This is a genomic window from Sphingomonas sp. TDK1, assembly GCF_001650735.1.
Taxonomy (GTDB): domain Bacteria; phylum Pseudomonadota; class Alphaproteobacteria; order Sphingomonadales; family Sphingomonadaceae; genus Sphingomonas.
This window is the reverse complement of record NZ_LXVY01000002.1, coordinates 122543-141048: the sequence shown is the minus strand read 5'-3', so window position 1 is coordinate 141048 and position 18506 is coordinate 122543. Positions and strand designations below refer to the sequence as shown.

The following is an 18506-nucleotide window of genomic DNA, read 5'->3' as shown; positions in this document are numbered from 1 at the left end:
CGTTGGTGCGACTCGTCTTGGATGAGACCCTCACACGGGTAAGGCAACCGATCACGCGAACGGAAACGCCCGCGGTATCAGTATCTTACAGTCGCTCGACGCTGTGCCGCAAGGAAACAGCCTCGGGAGGCGCAGGGATGCCTGCATCGCTACCCCGGTGGCGATCGTCATTCCTATCCGGTGCATGTCCCCCTGCCGGGGCAGTCGCCGGAGGCCGTCTGCGGCGGGTGACGCGCTTCCGCGCAGGACCTGCGCCGACGACATGGGGCCGGTGGAAACGCCGGCCCCGTTAGCGCGATGGAATGCCCCTGGTTGGCAAGTACGCCGATGCCACGCATAGCTGCTCCGCCACGCATCGGGAGCATCGGCTTGGGACGCATTTTCGAACGGTTCGCGCAGAGCGTAGCGGGGTGGGCCGGTCGTCCGCCGGCCTTTGCCTTCGCCTTTGTGATCATCATCGTCTGGGGCGCGAGTGGGCCGATCTTCCACTGGTCCGATACGTGGCAGCTGGTGATCAATACCGGCACTACCATCGTCACCTTCCTGATGGTGTTCCTGATTCAGAATGCACAGAACCGTGATGCTGCCGCGTTGCAGGCCAAGCTGGACGAAGTGATCCGCGCCATTGCCGAAGCGCGCAACGAATTTATCGGCATCGAGCACCTGAGCGAGAAGCAATTGCTCGATATTCGCGACCGGCTGGAGCGTGAATTCGGCGAAAGCGATCCCGCCCGCCACGAATCGATCGAGGCGGTGATCGGGCGTCGCTAGAACGCGGCAGGCGTCAGTCCGCAGGGGCCTCCCAAAGCTCGATAGGATTGCCTTCGGGATCGTGGATCCGTGCGAAGCGCCCTGTTTCGGGGCTGTCCCATTCGGGTCGTGTCTCGATGGCAATGCCGGCGGCGTTGAGCTGTTCCAGCAGGCCGTCGAGATCAATGACGCGGAGGTTGAGCATCACCTGTTTGTCCGCCGCATAATAGCTGCTGTCCGCAGCAAAGGGCTGGAATACGATGCCCCCTGGTTCGGGATACCAGAACCAGGGGCTGGCCTGCCCGCTGGCATCGGTGCCGCAGCCGCCACCGACGCCCAACATTTCCTGATACCAGCTCTTCAATCCTTCCGGATCCCTCGCGCGGAAGAAATAGCCCCCAAGTCCCACTACCGGCATGCTTGATCCCCCCGATCATGCGGCCTGGGCGATCTCCTCGCCCGCCGCGGCTTCCAGTAGACGCCGCTCGATCGTCTTGAGTCGCGACGTCGAACTGATCTTATCGCCGATCAGGTCTGTAAGATAGAAAGTATCGACGGCACGCTCACCATAGGTGGCGACATGCGCCGAATGGATCGTCACCTTCGACTGGAACAGTGCGTTGGCAAGGCTATAGAGCAGCGCCGGCCGATCGCGTGCATTGACTTCGATGACGGTAAAGCGGTTCGACGCCTTGTTGTCGATGAACACATTGGGTTCGATCGAGAAGGCATCGGCACGCGGGCGCACCGGTGCCTTGGTCTTGAGCCGTTCCGAAAGGCGGGCGCGGTTCGCGAGCGCATCGGCGATGCCGGTTTTCAGCCGGTTGAGTCGTGCCTCCTCGTCGAACGGTTGGCCGAACGGATCCTGCACGAGGAAATTGTCGAGCGCCATGCCGTCGCGCGTGGTGTGGATGCGCGCGTCGATGATGTTGCCGCCTGCGACATGGATTGCGCCGGCAATGCGGTAGAAGAGGCCGGGATGGTCGGCGGCATAGACCGTTACCAGTGTCGCGCCGCGGTCCGGGTAGACCTGTGCTTCGACGTGCAGCGTCGCGTCGCCGGCTTCCGCGACCATGATCGCGTTGCGCTGGAGCACATCGGTCGGCTCGGCGATCCAGTAGCTTTCGGTGAAACGGCGCTTGAACGCTTCGAGCCTGCCCGGTTCCCAGCCGAGCGCCGCGGCCAGTTCGTCCTGCTTGGCGGCAATGCGTTCGGTGCGACCGCGCTGCTTGTGGCCCAGCCGCAGCACTTCCTCGGCGGCTTCGTACAGGCCGCCGAGCAGCTGGCGCTTCCAGCCGTTCCAGACCCCGGGGCCTACCGCGCGGATGTCGACCACGGTTAGCGCCAGCAGCATGCGCAGACGTTCGGCGCTCTGCACCTGGGCGGTGAAATCCAGGATGGTCTTGAAGTCGGCCAGGTCGCGCTTGAAGGCGGTGGCCGACATCAGCAGGTGCCAACGGACCAGCCAGGCGACCATCTCGGTTTCGCCGGGCGTAAGCCCCAGGCGCGGGCACAGCCGCTCGGCGACTTCCGCGCCCAGGATCGAGTGATCGCCGCTGCGCCCCTTGGCGATATCGTGCAGCAGCACCGCGACATAGAGCGCACGGCGCGACGCCAGCTGGTGCAGGAGCCCGGTGGCGAGCGGATGATCGTCCTTCAGCTGCCCCTTCTCGATCTTGCTGAGCAGCCCGATGGCGCGGATCGAGTGTTCGTCGACCGTATAATGGTGGTACATGTCGAACTGCATCTGCGCGACGACGCGGCCGAAATCGGGCACGAAGCGGCCGAACACGCCGGCTTCGTTCATCCAGCGCAGCACCGTCTCCGGATCGCGGGGCGAGGTCAACACCTCGAGGAACAGCGCGTTGGCGCGTGCATCGTTGCGGACGTCGTCGACCAGTTTGGCGTCGCGGGCGGCGGCGCGCATGGCGAGCGGGTGGATTTCCAGTTCATGCTGGTCGGCCAGTGCGAAGAGCTCGATCAGGCGTACCGGATCCTCGCGGAAGAAAGTGTCGCGCGGCAGGGCGAGGCGGCCGCGCTCCAGCACGAAGCCCTTCAGCTTGCGCCGCCCGCGCCACAGCGCCGGGAAGCCGAAACGCCGGCCGCGCGCGGCGAACTTCTCGTCGAGATGCGCGAGGAACACGCCGGTGAGGTCGCCCACCACCTTCGCCTGGAGAAAATAATAGCGCATGAAGCGCTCGACCTTGGGCATGCCCGGCCGGTCGGCGAAGCGCATCCGCTCGGCGATCTCGCGCTGCACGTCGAAGGTCAGGCGATCCTCGGGGCGATTGGTGATCAGGTGCAATTGGCAGCGCACCGCCCAGAGGAAGTTCTCGGCGCGGCGGAACTGGCGATATTCGGCAGGCGTCAGCAGCCCGGCCTCGACCAGCTCGGCGGGTTCGCGGACATTGTAGGCGAACTTGCCGATCCAGAAGAGCGTGTGCAGGTCACGCAGGCCGCCCTTGCCCTCCTTCACATTGGGTTCGACGACATAGCGGCTGTCGCCCATCTTCTTGTGACGTGCGTTGCGCTCTTCCAGCTTCGCGGTGATGAACCCGCGCGCGCTGTCCGCCTGAATCTCCGCCTTGAAGCGCTTCGCCGCCTCGTCATACAGGTCGGTGTCGCCCCAGACGTAGCGCGCCTCGAGCAGCGCAGTGCAGACGGTGACGTCGGCCTTGGCCTGGCGGACCATCTCGTCGAGCGAGCGCGAGGAATGGCCGACCTTCAGCCGCATGTCCCATAGCGAGTAGAGCATGGACTCGATCACCTGCTCGCTCCAGCCGGTGACTTTCCAGGGGGTGAGGAAACCGATGTCGATGTCCGAATGCGGCGCCATCTCGCCGCGGCCATAGCCGCCGACAGCGATCAGTGTCATCCGCTCCGCAGCGGTGGGATTGGCATTGGGGTGGAGCCGCTCGACAGTGAAATCCCACAAGAGGCGCAGGATCTGATCGGTGAGGAAGGCGCCGGCAGCGGCGGCCTCCAGCCCTCGCGAGGGATGTTCGGCGAGGCGGCGGGCAATCTCGGCCTGGCCCGCATCAAGGGCTGCCTTGAGCTCCGCGGTACCCGCCTGGCGCAGTGCAGCGGTGTCGCGGGGCTCAAGAGCAGAAAGTCGCTCGGCGACGGCGCGGCGATCGATCAGGGCACGGCGATGGGGCACGGAAGCAAAGCGGGTCGGCATGGGGAGTCAGATAGGAGGATTTGCGGGCAAGTTCACGCGGGAAGGGAGGGGGGAGGACGATTTAGGCCCCTCCGTTTCAGGGGAGGGGTTGGGGGTGGGGGGCTGATCGAGAAATTTGGCCCTCGCGCATCCGTCATGCCCCACCCCAACCCGTCCCCCTGAAGGGGAGGGGCTATTGCTTGCTTCATCGTTCGGGAACCAAACACACGCCATGCGGGTAGGGCGGGGCAACCTCATGCGGAGACGCTGTTTGCCCTTGAAGACCTGCTCCATCGCCGCGACGCTGCTGCTTCTCGCACCCCTGGCCGCCTGCAACGGTCCCCAGGCCGCCGACAATGCCGTCACGGCGAACGTCGACGCACCGGTCGTCGCGACGCCCAGCCCGACACCGACTTCCAGCACCACGCCGGTGACGAAGGACGAGGCCTCGCCCCAATCCGCCGCCAAGCAATGCCGCTTCGAGGTCGACGGCAAGACGCTGCTCGACGGCCGGTGCCAGGTCTATCCGATGGGTGACGGCGGCTACACACTGAACACCTGGAGCGCGGGCAAGCCTGCCCAGTCGCACTTCGCCGTGGTGACCACCCGCGCCGACGGCAAGGCCGACGCCTCGTGGAATGCGGATCCGGACGACGACAAGGCGATGGACCCGCTCGGTATCGTCACGCTTCGGGACGGGTGCTGGGTGAACGATCGGGCGCGGATCTGCGCGAAGTGATCGGAGCGCCCTCGGAACAGGGCTGCGGCTCGGCCCGTTGACGGCCCCGTAACCGAAAGGAACCCTAAATGGCCACCGACAGCAAGACGCCGAAGTCCACCACGCCGCGCAAGCGCACGCCGAAGGCTGCCGCCGCAACGGCTGCAGTCGCCAAGCCTGAGACCAAGGGTCGCCCTGCCAGTGCCAAGCCCGCTGCCAAGGCCCGTCCGAAGCGCGCGCCCAAGGCAGCAGCCCCCGCGGCAAAGGTCGAGAAGCGCTCGACGTTGCGTCGCACAGGCATCGCCGCGATCGCCGCGACCGGACTGGGCGCCATCGGTGCGATCGCGCTGGGCGTGCTGCGCGCGCGTCGCAACGCTGCCGCCGAGCCCGGAACGGTGCCGACCGATCTGATGGGGCAACGTCATCCGGATGGCAGCCAGCGCGCGATCGAGCAGTTCCGTCCGGATCCCACCGCGTCCGTTCCGGCCAAGGAGCGCGAGGCCTTTGCGCCCGCGCTGGCCGGTGGCTCGGCCCCGACGCTGGTCGCTGGTCAGGCCGACGAGCTTCGCCGCAGCGACGCCGCACCTTCCTGATCCTCCCCGGATCGGCACGGCGGCGGCAACCTTCGGCGCGGCCGTGCATTGGCCACCCACTTTCATATCGATCAGGAGAGACCCGATGCGCATCTTCGCTATTAGCATGGTCGCGGCCGCGACGCTGGTTTCCGGCTGCGCCGAGGGCGGCTACGGCCCCGGCTATGCCGGCGGCGGCGGCTATCGCCAATACGACTATAACCGCCCCGACCCCGCCTATAACGGCTATTATGCCGACCGCTATTATCGCGAGGATCAGCGCGCGCGCGAACGTCGCCTGTCGCGCAACGACCGCGTCTATCGTGGGCAGGACGGCCGCTATTATTGCCGCCGCAACGACGGCACTACCGGCCTGATCGTCGGTGGCGTCGCCGGCGGCGTGCTCGGCAACCTTATCGCGCCGGGCGGATCGCAGACACTGGGCACGTTGCTCGGCGCCGCGGCGGGTGCCGCTGCCGGTCGCTCGATCGATCGCAACAACGTCACGTGCAAGTGATACATGTGGGCCGGGGTCGATTCCCCGGCCCATTCTTTTCCAGGAGCCTGCCATGACCACGCGCACCGCCACCGCCCGCTACACCGGCTTCGGCAAGGCCGGCAAAGGCCAGCTGACCAGCCCTTCGGGCGTGCTCGAGGCTACGCCCTACAGCTTCAACACGCGCTTCGGCGACGAGAAGGGCACCAACCCGGAAGAGCTTATCGCGGCGGCGCATGCCGGCTGCTTCACCATGGCGCTGAGCTTCGCGCTTGCCCAGGCGGGGTTCAGCGACGGCACGCTCGAGACCACGGCGGCGGTGAAGCTGGAGCAGGACGGCGACGGCTTCACCATCACCCGTTCGGACCTGAAGCTGCGCGCGGACGTTCCCGGCATCAGCCAGGAGCAGTTCGAGGCGCTCGCCAAGGGGGCCGAGGCGAACTGCCCGGTGTCCAAGCTGCTCAAGGCCCAGATCGCGCTGGAGTGGGAACTGGCCTGAACCCTATCCCCAAAGGGGTGTGGAGAGGGCGGGCGGGTGCCGGTGCACCCGCCCGTTTTCGCATCAGCGCAAGGGCGCCACGCGCAGCGACGCCATCGGTGCGTCCTTGGTGCGGGTATTCACCTTCCAGGTGATCACCTTCTCGCTGCCGACGGTCTCGGCGCCGGCCTCGTTGTTCTGGCTGATCACCTCGGCATCGGTGGTGAGGGTGAAGCTTCCCTCCATGCGATCGGCCGCCGCCGCGCCCTCGGACAGGCCGCCGCCCATGCCGCCCAGGCCCGCCGCCTCGTTCTTCTGCCGGGCAAAGCCCTGCGCCTTCACGCGCACCGCGTCCTTGCCGCGCAGCTCGATCGCGATCCAGGGCAGGACGATCTCATTGTCCTGATTGTACGGATAGACGAAGGCATGATCGAGCACGCCCGAAAGCGCGAAATCGACATAGAAGATGCCGTTCCCACGATATTCGACGCTGCGATAGCCCGCTTCCTTGGCGAGCTCGATCGCGAGCTTGCGATATTCTTCGTCGCGCTTCGCCTGCTCAGCCGCCTTCACCTTGGCGGGATCGGCCGAGCCGTTCTTGCCGCCCTTCTTGCCGCCTTCTTCCTCGGCAATCTTCATGAAGTCGCCGCCGAGACCCTTGAGGTCGATGGCGACCACCTCGCCCTTGTAGGTGAAGGTGAAGCTGCGATCGCGGTGGATGGTGAGCGCGGAATCAAACTTGCCGGGCACGAACAGGCAGCTCGCCAGCACCAGCGGGGCAAGCACCACCGCCGCTAGCGTTCGCAACATCCTGGTCATGCCCGTGGTCCTCAGTCGCGCGTGTTCACCGCGTAGAGCGCCACGGCTGCGGCGTTCGACACGTTCAGGCTTTCCACCTTGGGCGAGATCGGCAGGCGCGCCAACTGGTCGCAATGCGCCTCGGTGTTCTGGCGCATGCCTTCGCCCTCGGCGCCGAGCACCAGCGCGACGCGGCCTTCGCCCATCACCTCGCCCAGCGTCGCCTTGGCGTGACCGGTGAGGCCGACGCGCCAGAAGCCGGCCTCGGCGATCTCGTCGAGCGCGCGCGACAGGTTCACCACGCGGACCCAGGGCACGACTTCCAGCGTCCCCGCCGCGGAGCGGGCGAGGGTGCCGGTCTCGGGCGGCGCATGGCGGTCCTGCGTCACAATGCCCAGCGCGTCGAACGCTGCCGCCGAGCGCAGGATCGCGCCTACATTGTGCGGATCGGTCACCTGGTCCAGCACCAGCAGCGGGCGCTTGTCCTCGGCGCCCTGCTCGAGCAGATCGCCAAGCCAGATCTCCTCGAGCGGATCGACTTCGGCGACCAGCCCCTGGTGCGGCGCGTCGGACGGCACGAGGCGCCCAAGATCGGCCGCGTCGGCATAGGTGATCGGAATGACCGGGGGCAGGTCCAGCGCCGACAGCGCCTCGCGCGTGCCCCAGATCTTGCGCACCGTCCGCTCGGGATTGGCGAGTGCCGCGAGCACCGCGTGGCGGCCGTAGAAACGCGGCCGCGATGCAGGGGCTTGGCTGGGACGATGGCCTCGACGTTTCATCAGTGTGCGGACTCCGGGAAGGGATAGAATTGATCGGCCGGGGTCGGCGCGGTCGCAAGCGGCGCGCGCGGCAGCGGCTGATCGCTGTTGGCGGCGTTGATCAGGAATGCGGCGAGGATGGTTGCGCCCTGGCGCATATCGTCGGCCTTCAGATGATCGAACGTATCGACGTCCGTATGATGCACCATGGAGCCATAGTCGAGGGGGTCCTGGATGAACTGGAACGCCGGGATGCCCACCGCGTCGAAGAAGACATGGTCGGTGCTGCCGGTGCGCCGCGCGGAGACCATCGTGGCGCCCATGGCGTGAAACGGCGTGAACCACTGCTCGAAGATCGGCATCGCCGCGGTGTTGCCCTGCGCATAGATGCCGCGAATCTTGCCCGAGCCGTTGTCGAGGTTGAAATAGGCGGCGAGCTTGCCGTGGTCCGGCCCCGGGGTGATCGGGAAGGCACGGCTCCACGTCATGTAGCGGACGGTGCCCGTTGCGCTGGGATCGACCGGGCGCTTGGCGATGTGGGCCTCGACATAGGCCATCGAGCCGAGCAGACCCTGCTCCTCGCCCGCCCACAGTGCGAAGCGGATCGCGCGCTTGGTCTTGATGCCCGAGGCGCGGATGATGCGGGCGGCTTCCATCACCATCGCGCTGCCGGCGGCGTTGTCGGCGGCGCCGTCGCCCATTGCCCAGCTGTCCAGATGCGCGCCGGCCATCACATAGCCCGCCTTGGGATCGGTGCCGGGGATATCGGCGAGGATGTTGTAGCCCTTGGTGTCGCTGTCGTCGAAGCGGTTGACCGCGTCGATCTCCAGCGTCGGCTTGGCGCCCATCTTGGCGAGGCGGGCGAGGCGACGATAGTCTTCCGCCGCGATCTCGATCCCCGGCAGTGCGCCCGACTGGCCGACCTGGAACTGGCTGTTCTGGCCGTGGACCAGCTTGCCGTTGCGGCTGGACATGATCGCATAGCCGATCGCGCCCTCTTCCTTGAGGAAGGCGTCGCGCTTGCCTGCGAAGGTGAGGCGGGCCGAATTGAAGGGGCGTTCCCCGCCGCCGTTGGGCAGATCATAGAAGTCGCGCTTGGCCATTTCCTCGACGCTCCAGCGCTTGAAGGATGCTTCGGTCGGGTCCTCGATTTCCTTGGGCTCGGTAATCAGCACCATTTTGCCCTTCAGCTTGCCCTTATACTGGGCGAAGGCGGCCTCGTCGGCGAGCGGCGCGAGCACGACCTCGCCGGTGATCGCACCGTTGGTGCCCGGGGTCCAGGGCAGGGGGGCTGCGATCAGCTGGAGCGGGCGGGGGGCTACCATGCGTACGGCCAGCTTTTCGTTCGACCAGCCGCGGCCGAACTCGAACCCCTCCTTGTGGACGTTCACCAGGCCCCATGCGCGGAACTTGGCCTGGGTCCAGTCCTCGGCCTTGCGGATGCCGGGCGAGTTGGTGAGGCGCGCGCCGATCACGTCGGTGAGATACTGCGCGATTCGCATCACTTCCGAATGGTTCGTGCCCTGGTCGATCACGCGATCGGTCGGACTGGTCTGGATCGTCTGGGCCGCGATCGGTGCGCTGGCGAGCAGCGTGGCGGTGAGTGCAAGCATGGTGCGACGCATCGGTTATCCCCCCAAAATGTAAGCGCGGGACGCTATGCGCGCAAAAGAGTGCACGCAAGGCGTTGACAGGTTCGATTCGCTTCGGCATTGGGCCCCCTCGCTCGCAAGCGGCGGTCTCCATGGATAGGTGGCCGAGTGGTTAAAGGCAGCAGACTGTAAATCTGCCGGGCTTCGCCCTACGGTGGTTCGAATCCATCCCTATCCACCACCGCCGCTGCGAGCGATCCTTCCCGGATCGCCGCATGAGGGAGCGCCGCCAACCGCGGTGCATTACTTCTTGCCGTAAATGGCCAGCGTGCGATCGCGATATTCGATCAGTTGCAGCAAATGGTCCAGTTCGCAGATGTGCTGCACCGGAGCACCCTCGCGAATTGCCCTTTCGATCTGTTCGAGCAGATAGGCAGCGCTGCCGGTGCCATGTGTCAGATAGATGGTCTCGGCACGTTCAAGAAGCGTAGAAAGCGGCGTCACTGGCCCTCCTTGCAGGCGGAGCCATTCTTCATATCCATAATGAATATACTATCGCAATGCGCAAAGGGTTGCGGTTACGATCGACCGTGTTCTAGGTGTGTCCCGCGTCGGGATAATTCCTGACTTGTCGCTGCGTACCAAAAAATCCAATGTGGATATAAAGATACGCGAGTTTTTGACAGAATGGACGAACGGGGCGCAGCTATCGAGACGGTGTGTACGCACCTGTTGGACGCGATCGCGTTACTCGATCAATTGGGTGAAGACGCGGAGGCGGCAAACGTCTCGCTCTCGCTCGAACGGCTCACCAACAAATATGGGGTTATGGTTCCCTCGGCTGCGACGCGCGATCCAGGATAAGGTCGAAATATCGATCCAGCGCGGCGCCCGTTTTGTCGCTAAGCTCCAAATAGGTGAAACGCCGGTCGGTGGCGAGGCTGCGCTTGTGGATCATGCCGCGGCGGGTAAGCGCGTTGATCCAGCGCAGCGCCGTTGTCGTCGGTACGCCGGACGCCGTGCAGGCGGCGGACGTGGAGACGTCTTTGCTTTCCGCACGGCTGACATAGAGCGTCAGCAGAATGTTGAACGCCGGGTCGGCAAACAGGTCCTTGGCGACTTCGCGCTCAAGCAGCGTGCGACCCCATAGAATCATGCGCGCAAGATCCACCCGGCGGAACTGCCCACGCGCTGATTCGCCGGCGGCCGCAGGGGCTTCGCCGGCGAACTGCGTGAAAAGTCGCTTGATTTCGCTCAGCCGCGCATCGACTTCATCGAATAGTTCGGTGCCGCGCACCCCCAATTTGTCCTCCATCGTCGCCCGTGCTTAGGCAGCGATCGTTACTCGATCAATATATGGACGTCGTTAGGATAGCTTAAACCTTCGAACCCGCGAAGTTGAGCAAGCGCCAATTCGGCTTCGATCAGAACACCGAAGCGACCAATTGACGGAACGCATCGGCGCGGTGGCTCATCGCATGCTTGGCGCTTGGATCCATTTCTCCAAACGTTTCCACCTCACCGAGCGGGACGAACATAGGATCATAGCCGAAGCCCTTGGTGCCCCGCGGCGGCCAGACGAGTTCGCCGTGCACGCGGCCCTCGAACCATTCGACATGACCATCCGGCCAGGCGAGGGCGAGCGCGCAGACGAAATGTGCGGCGCGGCTGGTTTCGGGCGGGAGGGCCGCCAGCTTGTTCTCCACCCGCTGCATCGCCAGGCCGAAGTCGCGGCCCTCGAAGGGGGCGACAGGCTCGAGCCCGTCCATGCCCGGCGCCGCGACGCCCCAGCGGGCAGAGTAGATGCCCGGCGCGAGGCCCAGTGCCTCGACGCAGAGGCCGGAATCATCGGCGAGCGCGGGCAGGCCGGACAGGTCCGCCGCCTGCAGCGCCTTGAGCTCGGCATTGGCGACGAAGCTGGTGCCGGTCTCTTCGGGCTCGGGCAGGTCGAGTTCGGCGGCCGAGACCGGCTCGATCCCATAGGGACCGAGCAGTTCTCGGATCTCGCGCACCTTGCCTTCATTGTGGCTGGCGATCACCAGCCGGCCCGGCGCGAGCTTGCGGATCGCCTGGGGCGTGTCGCCCTCGCCGCTCATCCGACCGCTTTCAGCTGGGCGTCGAAGATGCGGGTGCAGCCGATGCGGGCAAGGCGGAGCAGTCGCAGCAGCCCTTCCTCGTCATAGGTCGCGCCTTCGGCAGTTGCCTGCGCCTCGGCGATGTTGCCATTGGCGAGCAGCACGAAGTTCGCGTCTGCATCGGCCGAGGAGTCCTCGGGGTAGTCGAGATCGAGTACCGGGGTACCCTGATAGATGCCGCAGCTCACTGCGGCGACCTGGGTGGTGATCGGATCGGCGGTGATCGCGCCTGCCGCCATCAGCTTGTTGACCGCCAGCCGCAGCGCCACCCAGGCGCCCGAGATCGCCGCGGTGCGCGTCCCGCCATCGGCCTGCAGCACGTCGCAGTCGAGGGTGATCTGGCGCTCGCCGAGCAGCTTGAGGTCGGTCACCGCGCGTAGCGAGCGGCCGATCAGACGCTGGATTTCCTGGGTACGGCCCGACTGCTTGCCCTTGGCCGCTTCGCGCTGGCCGCGGGTATGGGTGGCGCGGGGGAGCATGCCATATTCGGCGGTCACCCAGCCTTCGCCCTTGCCGCGCAGGAACGGCGGCACGCGCTCCTCGACGCTGGCCGTGACGAGCACGCGGGTGTCGCCGAAGCCGATCAGCACCGAACCTTCGGCGTGACGGGTGAAGTTCGGAGTGATGGTGATTTCCCGCATCTCGTCGGGGGCGCGGCCGGATGGGCGCATGCGATTCAGTCTCCCTAAAGGTCGAGCCGGGCACCTAGACCGTGGCGGCGCGTTCCGCCAGTGTCGCACAGAGGCGAGCACAAGGCATGGGGGAGAAAGACACAGATGCGGGTTCTGGTTGCATTGGTTTTCGGTGGAGCGATGCTCGGCGGCTGCATTCCGCAGGTCGCGCCACCGCAGGGGCCCGCGCGTCCGGCACCTGCCGGGCCCATGCGTCCGACGCCCCCGCCGCCGCCGGTCAGCAGCGGCACGCCCGCCGGACCCTCGGCGCCGATCGTCCGGGGAGAGATGATCCGCTATACGACCACGCCTTGCGGCGGAGCCTGCCCGGTCTATTCCGTCACCGTCCGGCCGGACGGGACCGGCACCTTCGAGGGGCAGCGCTTCACCGCCGTCAGCGGTGCACGGGATTTCCGGGTATCCCCCGGGCAATATGAGTCTTTTCTGACCCGTCTCGCGCCCTATCGTCCTCGCAGCGGCAGCGTCCGGATCGCGCCTGGCACGCCGAGCTGCGGCCAGCATGCCACGGACATGCCGAGCGTCGAGGTGCAGTGGGACGGAAAGGCAGGGCATCGCGCGCTCTCCTATTATTTCGGCTGCGAGCGAGCGCGGAACGCCAGCATGGCCGATGCGATCGGCTCCGCGCCGGATCTGCTGCCGATTGCCAGCCTCATCGGTGCCCGGCCTTGAAGCCTGGCCGTCCCACCGCCTAGATACGGGCCACCATGATCACGCCGCCGATCCACGAGCTGACCGACCGCGCGCGCGACGTGTTCCGCATCGTGGTGGAATCCTATCTCGACAACGGGGCGCCGGTGGGCTCGCGCACCATCTCGCGCATCTCGGCGCTCAATCTCTCCCCGGCGTCGATCCGCAACGTGATGCAGGACCTGGAGGAGTTGGGCCTGCTCGCCGCACCGCACACCAGCGCCGGCCGTATGCCGACTGAAAGCGGCCTCCGCCTGTTCGTCGACGGCATGATGCAGGCGAGCGAACCCTCGGTGGAGGAGCGCGCGGCGATCGAGGCGCGGGCCGGGGCGGGTGGCCCGGTGGAAGACGCCATCGCCGGGACCACTGCGGCGTTGTCCGGACTGTCCGCCTGTGCCGGACTGGTGCTGGTGCCCAAGGCCGAGACGGTGCTGCGACAGTTCGGCTTCGTGCCCTTGAGCCAGGATCGCGCGCTTGCCGTGCTGGTTGGCGAGGACGGCTCGGTCGAGAACCGGGTGGTCGAGCTGCCCGGCGGCGTCGATCCGATGTCGTTGCAGCGGGCGGCGAACTATATGAGCGCCACGCTTGCCGGCCTTACCCTCGCCGAGGCGCGCGGCCGTATCGAGCGGGAACTGCGCCAGCAGCAGGCGGCACTCGACGCCGCCGCCGCCGATCTGGTCGAACGCGGGCTTGCCGTGTGGAGCGAGGATAGCGGCCGGCGTCCGGTGCTGATCGTCCGCGGCCAGGCCCGGCTGATCGACACCGGCGCTACCGAGGATCTCGACCGGGTCCGCCAGCTGCTCGACGAGCTGGAGGGCAAGGAGGAAATCGCCCGCCTGCTCGACAGCGCCCGGGAGGGCGAGGCGGCGCGCATCTTCATCGGCTCCGAGAACAAGCTGTTCGCACTTTCCGGCTCGTCGGTCATCGCCAAGCCGGTGCGGGCGCTGGACGGCCGGGTGGTCGGCGTCGTCGGCGTGATCGGCCCCACCCGGTTGAACTATGCCCGCGTCGTGCCCATGGTGGATTTCACGGCGGCCACATTGGCCCGTTTGCTGGCCTGAAGAAAACAGGGAACCATGTCCGAGAACATCGAAAATACCGAACCGACCCAAGGCGAATCGCTAGGGCAAGACACTGCACCGGCTGCCCCCGAGGTTGCCGAGCAGGACCGTGTCGCCGAGCTGGAGGCGCAGCTGGCCGAGGCCAAGCAGGCGCATCTCTACGTCCAGGCCGACATGCAGAATCTGCGCCGCCGCACCGAGAAGGAAGTGGCGGACGCGCGCGCCTATGCCGCGACCAGCTTTGCCCGCGACATCCTCTCCGTCGCGGACAATCTCGGCCGGGCGCTGCAGGCCATTCCGGCCGAGCTGCGCGAGGACGAGAAGATGAAGGGCCTGGTCACCGGCCTTGAAGCCACCGGCCGCGAGCTGGAGGCGATCTTCGGCCGCCACGGCATCTCCAAGGTGGTGGCGCTGGGTGAGGTGCTCGATCCCAACAAACACCAGGCGATGATGGAAATGCCCGTCGCCGACAAGGAGCCCGGCACCGTGGTGCAGGAGATCCAGTCCGGCTACATGATCAAGGACCGGCTGCTGCGCCCGGCGCTCGTCGCCGTCGCCAAAAAGCCCGACTGACCGGTCTTCGCCCCGCTCCGACAGGGGCGGGGCATTGCCTCGCAGCGCCGCCGTGCTGCCTCCGTTCCTCGCACCGCCATTGCATTCCCCGGTCTAAACGCCCACATATGGGGTGCTGAAGTCGCAAATCGTTGGTCTCTGGTGCTTTGCGGCTCCGTTTTCCTTCCATCCCTGCCCCTGAAGCGCGAGGTCCGCCCGCACGGGGCGCGCCGACAATGTAAGGAAAACACCCATGACCATTTCTGGCACCGTCAAGTTCTTCAACGCCGACAAGGGCTATGGCTTCATTGCGCCGGATACCGGCGGCAACGACGCCTTCGTCCACATCACGGCCGTGGAACGCGCCGGCATGATCACGCTGCAGCAGAACCAGCGCGTGACCTACGAACTGGAGCAGGATCGCCGCGGCAAGATGGCGGCGGTCAACCTCCAGGCGGCTGACTGACCTGATCCCAAGACGGCGGTCCCATCCGGGGCCGCCGTTTTCGCATCAACTACCTTCCTCCTCCAGCGGAGAGCCTCGCCGATGACCACCGAAATCGAACTGTTCCGCGCCCGGGCCGACGAAGCCGGGACCGCCGCCGCCCGGAGCGATCTCGACAATGTCCGCGAACGGCACCTCCGGTCCCAGGCCGCCTGGGAGGCGATGGCCGTCCGCGCCGAGCGCGTCGCCACGCAGCGGGCGCTCAACGAGGCCGAGAAGGAAGCGCGCGCCCTGATCTCGGCCTAGGCTGTCGCGCGCTTATCGCGGCGCCCGGACGTCCATCAACCGGGCGATATCCGCATGCAGCGAATCGATCTTTGCATGCAGCTCCTCGATCTGCGCCTCGGCGCGCAGGTTGGTCTCATAGTCGAGCCGCGCCTCTAGCCGGTCCTTCGCCGCCTGTCGGTTCTGGCTCATCATGATGATCGGGGCCTGGAGCGCCGCGAGCATCGACAGCATCAAATTCAAGAAGATGAACGGGAACGGGTCGAACGCGTGCGCTGCCAGCACGACGGTGTTGATCAGCGCCCAGGCGCCGAGAAACACGCCGAAGCCGATGATGAACCCCCAGGAGCCGCCGACCGCCGCGACCCGATCGGCGAGGCGCTCGCCGAAGGTCAGGCGTTCGTCGAACACCGTGTTGAGGTCCCGCGCCCCGCCGCCCATACGGCGCAGGTCGTTCAGGAAACGAATGGCTGCATTCATGGGAACACCTCACTGCCGACCGGCCCGTCCGGGCCGGCGCGTGCGGTGATCGGCAACGATCAGTTCAGCGCGGCGGCCCGGACAGGCGCGGTCGGTCTACTTTGATCGTTACTGGGCATGGTTCCTTCTCGGATCCGTTGGCGTTTGGCCGCACCGTGGGGAGCGACCGCAGCGGGAGATGGGCGCGGGGCAGGGCGGTGTCAACCCGGCCGCCGACGCCGCCGTCCCGGGATGCGACGAAGCGGGCGGGGGCGGGGCCTTTCTACCCCCTTCCGCTTGCGGGCGGCGGGCAGGAACAACGCGCGAGCATCGCTCGACGCATTGCCAATAGCAAAATAGTGCAGGAAGATAGCTGCGACTCTTCGAAGAGTCGAAACCGAACAGAGGGAGAAGACGATGCGGTGGATGCAAGTCGCAGCGAAGTTGGGGGCCCTGGCCGTTGTCGTAACCTTTGCCACGTCGACCCGTCAGCCGGCGATGGCCGCGCGTGCCGCCTATGTGTGCAATGATGCGCTGTTGTACTGCAAATATGGCAAGTGGCAGGGGCTCTATGCCAGCTTTCCCGAATGCCTGGAGCAGGAAAGCCTGATCCGCTGCCCGTTCGGCGAGCCGCAGTTCGTGCCGAACAAGGCGCAGTCGGCGCTCTGGATCGACCCGAAGAAGATCGCCGCCTGAGGCGCGCGCCGCGGTACCGCCGGCATCGGGGACGTTCCCGGTGCCGGTTTGCGCGCGTCCGCTCACCGCGGGCGGGGTGCCGGGGTTTGTGAGTAGGTGAGGCTGGGCGCTCGGTGATAAGGGCGGCAGATCAGGGATAGTGCTGGCGGGCATGCACGACGCCCATCACCTCGATGACGTCGCCAACGCGGTAGACCAGAATGTAGTTGGGGTGGACCACCGCTTCTCGCGTGCCGGGAAGGCGGCCGGGGCGGTAGAGATAGGGGTGATCGGGCAGGCGTTCGGCGGCGTCGCGGATCGTTGCGGCGAGCCGCGCAGCCGCTGGCGGGTTTCGCGCATCGATGAAGTCGATGATGGCTTCGAATTCCTCCAGCGCCTCAGGGTGCCAGAGGACCGGCCGCATCAGCGCACTTTGCGCCGATCGAGAATGGCCTGCACGCGCGCCATGGCTTCGTCGTGCGGGATGCCCGGCGTGTTGGAGGCCAGCCGCGGTTCGATCCTGGCGCGAAACCACGCGTTATAGGCTTCGGCCGCTTCGGTCGATTCGAACTCGGACTCGATGGGCGAGAGCTTGGCCATATTGGGGAATATAGCGCGGAAGCGGGGGCGGCAGAAGGGGTTTGCGCGCATAGGGCAGAGGCGCGAAGCCACCTCAATCCTCCCCCGCCAGGGGGAGGTGGCGCGCACCGCGCGACGGAGGGGGAGGAAGCCCGACGCTGGCGAGGTTCCGGCGTCCCCCTCCGTCAGGCTGCCGACGCATCCAGCCGCTGCTACGCTAGTGGATGCAGCGTTAAGAGCGCTGCGTGTTACTTAGTTCGCTTGTATTCAAGCAAACTTAGCATGTTAGTGAAATTAATAACGCCCCAACACTCTCGGATCGAAAGGCTAATTAAAAAGTACAGCCAAAATCCCGATAAGAGTGTATCGATATGACCTCCGAAAACGCGTATCCTGATTCCGCCCCCGGCCATCACGGCCACAAAGCCAACCATCAGAAGAATTATAAGTATGGCTAATTGAAAGCCATAAATATATTCTTCGGCTGATCGATCGTTCCTAAAAAGGGCCTCTCGGAGCTCTTTGGTTTGGAGAATGGTCGATGCGCGAGTTGTCCAAGCCATCGACATGCCAATAAAAATCGAGGTTGCTGGGAAAAGGGCTTTCGATGCAAAAGAGAAAGGATCGCTTCGAATCAGTAACGTTGCAATGATCGCAATCGATGCATGAAGTAATAGGTAAAAATTGACTACATTCCGGAAACCGGCAGGAGAATTTTCTCTCCTTACAAATAGCCATTTCCAGAAACTATCCATTAGTTTTCCACTGGTCCGCGGACGCGTCGGTATGCGAACCTTGCGCGTTCCAAAATTGCCTCGAAAATCGATTTGTCCTCCCCGGGGTCAACCCTTTCAATGACCGGATTTCCGCTCAGGTAGATTCGCTTGGAACGGCTGCGCTCATTCTCTTTGATATTGGCAGCTGCCTGCTCTCCATCTGCAGCAACTGCCTTTGCAACATCCTCAATAAGGTCGCGGTCAAGGTCAGCTCCCTCAACCTCAATCTTCGTTTTCTCGCCGCCAGACTTTTCAGTGAACTCTTTGGCGGGCCCTTGGATCAGCCTATTCACGTCATGGGGGTTGGGTCGGCTGACGGTGAAGCTGAATCTCGTAACAGCAGCTGCAGAATGAATAGCCTCAATAAAGTTTATAGGGTCGGGTATTGGCTCAACCACTATTTGACTGTTTGAATCGCGGGGGTACGGGGTTGAGTTAAGCAGTCTCGCGAGTTTCATCCCGATTTCATTGATATTTTGAGACACGCCGCTCTTCCGGATGATGCCGCAAACCTGGGTGTCTTGGTCGAATACGCCCACCGTGAAAGGTGCGCGCATAGCCTCTTCCTCCAGGAAGTCATGAGTTCTCCAATCAAACTGAGGCGTTGTAACCGCCTGAGTTCGACCCATTGCGAAGGCTATACCGCCGCCCTTTATGGCCTCCACATTCCCAATGTGCCATTCCGAGCCCCTCCCGACGTCAGCCGTAGGCTTGGCCTGAAAGGATTTCGTAATGACGTCCACGGGATTGCTGATTGACCTTAAAAAGTCCTCTTGAGAATGGCGTTCGCATTTAACTCGAAGAACGTGAATGTAGAACATAGCCCCTCCGCTATGGA

Annotated in this window: 25 protein-coding genes and 1 tRNA gene; 12 read left to right on the top strand and 14 right to left on the bottom strand. The window is 65.1% G+C overall.

The features are described from left to right. Window positions 1–369 precede the first annotated feature (369 nt). Window positions 370–771 (top strand): low affinity iron permease family protein, encoded by a 402-nt coding sequence (locus tag A7X12_RS01920; RefSeq protein WP_064309955.1) that lies wholly within the window; start codon window positions 370–372, stop codon window positions 769–771. A gap of 13 nt (window positions 772–784) precedes the next feature. Here the strand turns inward: A7X12_RS01920 and A7X12_RS01915 are convergent, their stop codons facing one another. Together A7X12_RS01915 and A7X12_RS01910 are read right to left on the bottom strand one after the other, a co-directional pair. Beyond that, the gene (locus A7X12_RS01915) at window positions 785–1168 is read right to left on the bottom strand and encodes a VOC family protein (RefSeq protein WP_064309954.1); all 384 of its coding nucleotides are present in this window, start codon (window positions 1166–1168) and stop codon (window positions 785–787) included. 15 nt (window positions 1169–1183) lie between these two features. Beyond that, window positions 1184–3931 carry a [protein-PII] uridylyltransferase gene (locus tag A7X12_RS01910; RefSeq protein WP_064309953.1) on the bottom strand — a complete coding sequence of 916 codons (2748 nt, stop codon included), beginning with the start codon at window positions 3929–3931 and terminating at the stop codon, window positions 1184–1186. Window positions 3932–4187: 256 nt separating this feature from the next. Between A7X12_RS01910 and A7X12_RS01905 the strand changes: the two genes are divergently transcribed. The 4 genes from A7X12_RS01905 (at window position 4188) to A7X12_RS01890 (ending at window position 6195) form a co-directional block, all read left to right on the top strand. Then, window positions 4188–4649, top strand: a complete 462-nt coding sequence (locus A7X12_RS01905; RefSeq protein WP_064309952.1) for a hypothetical protein — start codon at window positions 4188–4190, stop codon at window positions 4647–4649. A gap of 68 nt (window positions 4650–4717) precedes the next feature. After that, window positions 4718–5221: a hypothetical protein gene (locus A7X12_RS01900; RefSeq protein WP_064309951.1), complete on the top strand. Its 504-nt coding sequence runs from the start codon at window positions 4718–4720 to the stop codon at window positions 5219–5221. An 85-nt stretch (window positions 5222–5306) separates the two neighbouring features. Then, window positions 5307–5717, top strand: coding sequence for a glycine zipper 2TM domain-containing protein (locus A7X12_RS01895; protein ID WP_064309950.1), 411 nt, complete (start codon window positions 5307–5309; stop codon window positions 5715–5717). A 52-nt stretch (window positions 5718–5769) separates the two neighbouring features. Then, window positions 5770–6195: an OsmC family protein gene (locus A7X12_RS01890; RefSeq protein ID WP_064309949.1), complete on the top strand. Its 426-nt coding sequence runs from the start codon at window positions 5770–5772 to the stop codon at window positions 6193–6195. 63 nt (window positions 6196–6258) lie between these two features. Here the strand turns inward: A7X12_RS01890 and A7X12_RS01885 are convergent, their stop codons facing one another. From A7X12_RS01885 to A7X12_RS01875, 3 genes are read right to left on the bottom strand one after another with little or no spacing between them, the layout of a single operon-like run. Then, the gene (locus A7X12_RS01885; RefSeq protein WP_064309948.1) at window positions 6259–6993 is read right to left on the bottom strand and encodes a hypothetical protein; all 735 of its coding nucleotides are present in this window, start codon (window positions 6991–6993) and stop codon (window positions 6259–6261) included. Between the two features lie 11 nt (window positions 6994–7004). Next, window positions 7005–7751, bottom strand: coding sequence for a 23S rRNA (guanosine(2251)-2'-O)-methyltransferase RlmB (gene rlmB / locus A7X12_RS01880; RefSeq protein ID WP_064309947.1), 747 nt, complete (start codon window positions 7749–7751; stop codon window positions 7005–7007). Next, complete coding sequence (locus A7X12_RS01875) at window positions 7751–9355, bottom strand: M20/M25/M40 family metallo-hydrolase (protein WP_064309946.1); 1605 nt, start codon at window positions 9353–9355, stop codon at window positions 7751–7753. Before A7X12_RS01875 ends, rlmB begins: the two co-directional genes overlap by 1 nt. A gap of 121 nt (window positions 9356–9476) precedes the next feature. On the opposite strand from A7X12_RS01875, the gene A7X12_RS01870 reads away from it, so the two are divergent. Next, window positions 9477–9563 (top strand) — tRNA-Tyr (locus A7X12_RS01870). A gap of 62 nt (window positions 9564–9625) precedes the next feature. Here A7X12_RS01870 and A7X12_RS01865 read toward each other — a convergent pair. The 4 genes from A7X12_RS01865 to rph all read right to left on the bottom strand — a co-directional run bounded on the left by A7X12_RS01865 (window position 9626) and on the right by rph (window position 12128). Then, on the bottom strand, window positions 9626–9826 hold the full coding sequence (locus A7X12_RS01865; RefSeq protein ID WP_064309945.1) for a hypothetical protein: 201 nt from the start codon (window positions 9824–9826) through the stop codon (window positions 9626–9628). Between the two features lie 322 nt (window positions 9827–10148). Continuing rightward, window positions 10149–10619 carry a transcriptional regulator gene (locus A7X12_RS01860; protein ID WP_232318246.1) on the bottom strand — a complete coding sequence of 157 codons (471 nt, stop codon included), beginning with the start codon at window positions 10617–10619 and terminating at the stop codon, window positions 10149–10151. A 127-nt stretch (window positions 10620–10746) separates the two neighbouring features. Further along, window positions 10747–11418, bottom strand: a complete 672-nt coding sequence (rdgB, locus tag A7X12_RS01855) for an RdgB/HAM1 family non-canonical purine NTP pyrophosphatase (RefSeq protein ID WP_064309943.1) — start codon at window positions 11416–11418, stop codon at window positions 10747–10749. Then, complete coding sequence (gene rph / locus A7X12_RS01850; protein ID WP_064309942.1) at window positions 11415–12128, bottom strand: ribonuclease PH; 714 nt, start codon at window positions 12126–12128, stop codon at window positions 11415–11417. Before rph ends, rdgB begins: the two co-directional genes overlap by 4 nt. A 105-nt stretch (window positions 12129–12233) precedes the next feature. Here rph and A7X12_RS01845 point away from each other — a divergent pair, with 105 nt between their 5' ends. The 5 genes from A7X12_RS01845 to A7X12_RS01825 all read left to right on the top strand — a co-directional run bounded on the left by A7X12_RS01845 (window position 12234) and on the right by A7X12_RS01825 (window position 15200). Continuing rightward, a complete protein-coding gene (locus A7X12_RS01845; protein ID WP_064309941.1) occupies window positions 12234–12818 on the top strand; it encodes a DUF6438 domain-containing protein in 585 nt (194 codons plus the stop codon). Between the two features lie 35 nt (window positions 12819–12853). Further along, window positions 12854–13897, top strand: coding sequence for a heat-inducible transcriptional repressor HrcA (gene hrcA / locus A7X12_RS01840; protein WP_064309940.1), 1044 nt, complete (start codon window positions 12854–12856; stop codon window positions 13895–13897). A gap of 15 nt (window positions 13898–13912) precedes the next feature. Continuing rightward, window positions 13913–14470, top strand: a complete 558-nt coding sequence (grpE, locus tag A7X12_RS01835) for a nucleotide exchange factor GrpE (RefSeq protein WP_064309939.1) — start codon at window positions 13913–13915, stop codon at window positions 14468–14470. 232 nt (window positions 14471–14702) lie between these two features. Further along, window positions 14703–14915, top strand: coding sequence for a cold-shock protein (locus A7X12_RS01830; protein ID WP_064309938.1), 213 nt, complete (start codon window positions 14703–14705; stop codon window positions 14913–14915). 81 nt (window positions 14916–14996) lie between these two features. Next, window positions 14997–15200 (top strand): hypothetical protein, encoded by a 204-nt coding sequence (locus A7X12_RS01825; protein WP_064309937.1) that lies wholly within the window; start codon window positions 14997–14999, stop codon window positions 15198–15200. Window positions 15201–15212: 12 nt separating this feature from the next. Here A7X12_RS01825 and A7X12_RS01820 read toward each other — a convergent pair whose 3' ends face one another. Next, window positions 15213–15659 carry a DUF1003 domain-containing protein gene (locus tag A7X12_RS01820; protein WP_064309936.1) on the bottom strand — a complete coding sequence of 149 codons (447 nt, stop codon included), beginning with the start codon at window positions 15657–15659 and terminating at the stop codon, window positions 15213–15215. Between the two features lie 396 nt (window positions 15660–16055). Here A7X12_RS01820 and A7X12_RS01815 point away from each other — a divergent pair, with 396 nt between their 5' ends. Beyond that, a complete protein-coding gene (locus tag A7X12_RS01815; RefSeq protein ID WP_157105473.1) occupies window positions 16056–16334 on the top strand; it encodes a hypothetical protein in 279 nt (92 codons plus the stop codon). 130 nt (window positions 16335–16464) lie between these two features. Here the strand turns inward: A7X12_RS01815 and A7X12_RS01810 are convergent, their stop codons facing one another. The 4 genes from A7X12_RS01810 to A7X12_RS01795 form a co-directional block, all read right to left on the bottom strand. Continuing rightward, on the bottom strand, window positions 16465–16737 hold the full coding sequence (locus tag A7X12_RS01810) for a type II toxin-antitoxin system RelE/ParE family toxin (RefSeq protein ID WP_064309934.1): 273 nt from the start codon (window positions 16735–16737) through the stop codon (window positions 16465–16467). Then, window positions 16737–16913, bottom strand: coding sequence for a type II toxin-antitoxin system RelB family antitoxin (gene relB / locus A7X12_RS01805; protein ID WP_064309933.1), 177 nt, complete (start codon window positions 16911–16913; stop codon window positions 16737–16739). Before relB ends, A7X12_RS01810 begins: the two co-directional genes overlap by 1 nt. 227 nt (window positions 16914–17140) lie before the next feature. After that, entirely contained in the window at window positions 17141–17647 is a 507-nt protein-coding gene (locus A7X12_RS25360; RefSeq protein ID WP_157105472.1) for a hypothetical protein, read from the bottom strand. Next, entirely contained in the window at window positions 17647–18489 is an 843-nt protein-coding gene (locus A7X12_RS01795; protein ID WP_157105471.1) for a hypothetical protein, read from the bottom strand. Before A7X12_RS01795 ends, A7X12_RS25360 begins: the two co-directional genes overlap by 1 nt. Window positions 18490–18506 lie beyond the last annotated feature (17 nt).

Excerpts from the sequence above, each read along its gene's own strand:
- A7X12_RS01845 (WP_064309941.1), top strand. The coding sequence starts at position 12,234 with ATGCGGGTTCTGGTTGCATTGGTTTTCGGTGGAGCGATGCTCGGCGGC.
- rph (WP_064309942.1), bottom strand. The coding sequence starts at position 12,128 with ATGCGCCCATCCGGCCGCGCCCCCGACGAGATGCGGGAAATCACCATC.
- A7X12_RS01815 (WP_157105473.1), top strand. The coding sequence starts at position 16,056 with ATGCGGTGGATGCAAGTCGCAGCGAAGTTGGGGGCCCTGGCCGTTGTC.
- hrcA (WP_064309940.1), top strand. The coding sequence starts at position 12,854 with ATGATCACGCCGCCGATCCACGAGCTGACCGACCGCGCGCGCGACGTG.
- relB (WP_064309933.1), bottom strand. The coding sequence starts at position 16,913 with ATGGCCAAGCTCTCGCCCATCGAGTCCGAGTTCGAATCGACCGAAGCG.
- A7X12_RS25360 (WP_157105472.1), bottom strand. The coding sequence starts at position 17,647 with ATGGATAGTTTCTGGAAATGGCTATTTGTAAGGAGAGAAAATTCTCCT.
- A7X12_RS01810 (WP_064309934.1), bottom strand. The coding sequence starts at position 16,737 with ATGCGGCCGGTCCTCTGGCACCCTGAGGCGCTGGAGGAATTCGAAGCC.
- A7X12_RS01890 (WP_064309949.1), top strand. The coding sequence starts at position 5,770 with ATGACCACGCGCACCGCCACCGCCCGCTACACCGGCTTCGGCAAGGCC.
- A7X12_RS01875 (WP_064309946.1), bottom strand. The coding sequence starts at position 9,355 with ATGCGTCGCACCATGCTTGCACTCACCGCCACGCTGCTCGCCAGCGCA.
- A7X12_RS01830 (WP_064309938.1), top strand. The coding sequence starts at position 14,703 with ATGACCATTTCTGGCACCGTCAAGTTCTTCAACGCCGACAAGGGCTAT.
- A7X12_RS01820 (WP_064309936.1), bottom strand. The coding sequence starts at position 15,659 with ATGAATGCAGCCATTCGTTTCCTGAACGACCTGCGCCGTATGGGCGGC.
- A7X12_RS01900 (WP_064309951.1), top strand. The coding sequence starts at position 4,718 with ATGGCCACCGACAGCAAGACGCCGAAGTCCACCACGCCGCGCAAGCGC.
- A7X12_RS01885 (WP_064309948.1), bottom strand. The coding sequence starts at position 6,993 with ATGACCAGGATGTTGCGAACGCTAGCGGCGGTGGTGCTTGCCCCGCTG.
- A7X12_RS01910 (WP_064309953.1), bottom strand. The coding sequence starts at position 3,931 with ATGCCGACCCGCTTTGCTTCCGTGCCCCATCGCCGTGCCCTGATCGAT.
- A7X12_RS01825 (WP_064309937.1), top strand. The coding sequence starts at position 14,997 with ATGACCACCGAAATCGAACTGTTCCGCGCCCGGGCCGACGAAGCCGGG.
- grpE (WP_064309939.1), top strand. The coding sequence starts at position 13,913 with ATGTCCGAGAACATCGAAAATACCGAACCGACCCAAGGCGAATCGCTA.
- A7X12_RS01795 (WP_157105471.1), bottom strand. The coding sequence starts at position 18,489 with ATGTTCTACATTCACGTTCTTCGAGTTAAATGCGAACGCCATTCTCAA.
- A7X12_RS01915 (WP_064309954.1), bottom strand. The coding sequence starts at position 1,168 with ATGCCGGTAGTGGGACTTGGGGGCTATTTCTTCCGCGCGAGGGATCCG.
- rdgB (WP_064309943.1), bottom strand. The coding sequence starts at position 11,418 with ATGAGCGGCGAGGGCGACACGCCCCAGGCGATCCGCAAGCTCGCGCCG.
- A7X12_RS01895 (WP_064309950.1), top strand. The coding sequence starts at position 5,307 with ATGCGCATCTTCGCTATTAGCATGGTCGCGGCCGCGACGCTGGTTTCC.
- rlmB (WP_064309947.1), bottom strand. The coding sequence starts at position 7,751 with ATGAAACGTCGAGGCCATCGTCCCAGCCAAGCCCCTGCATCGCGGCCG.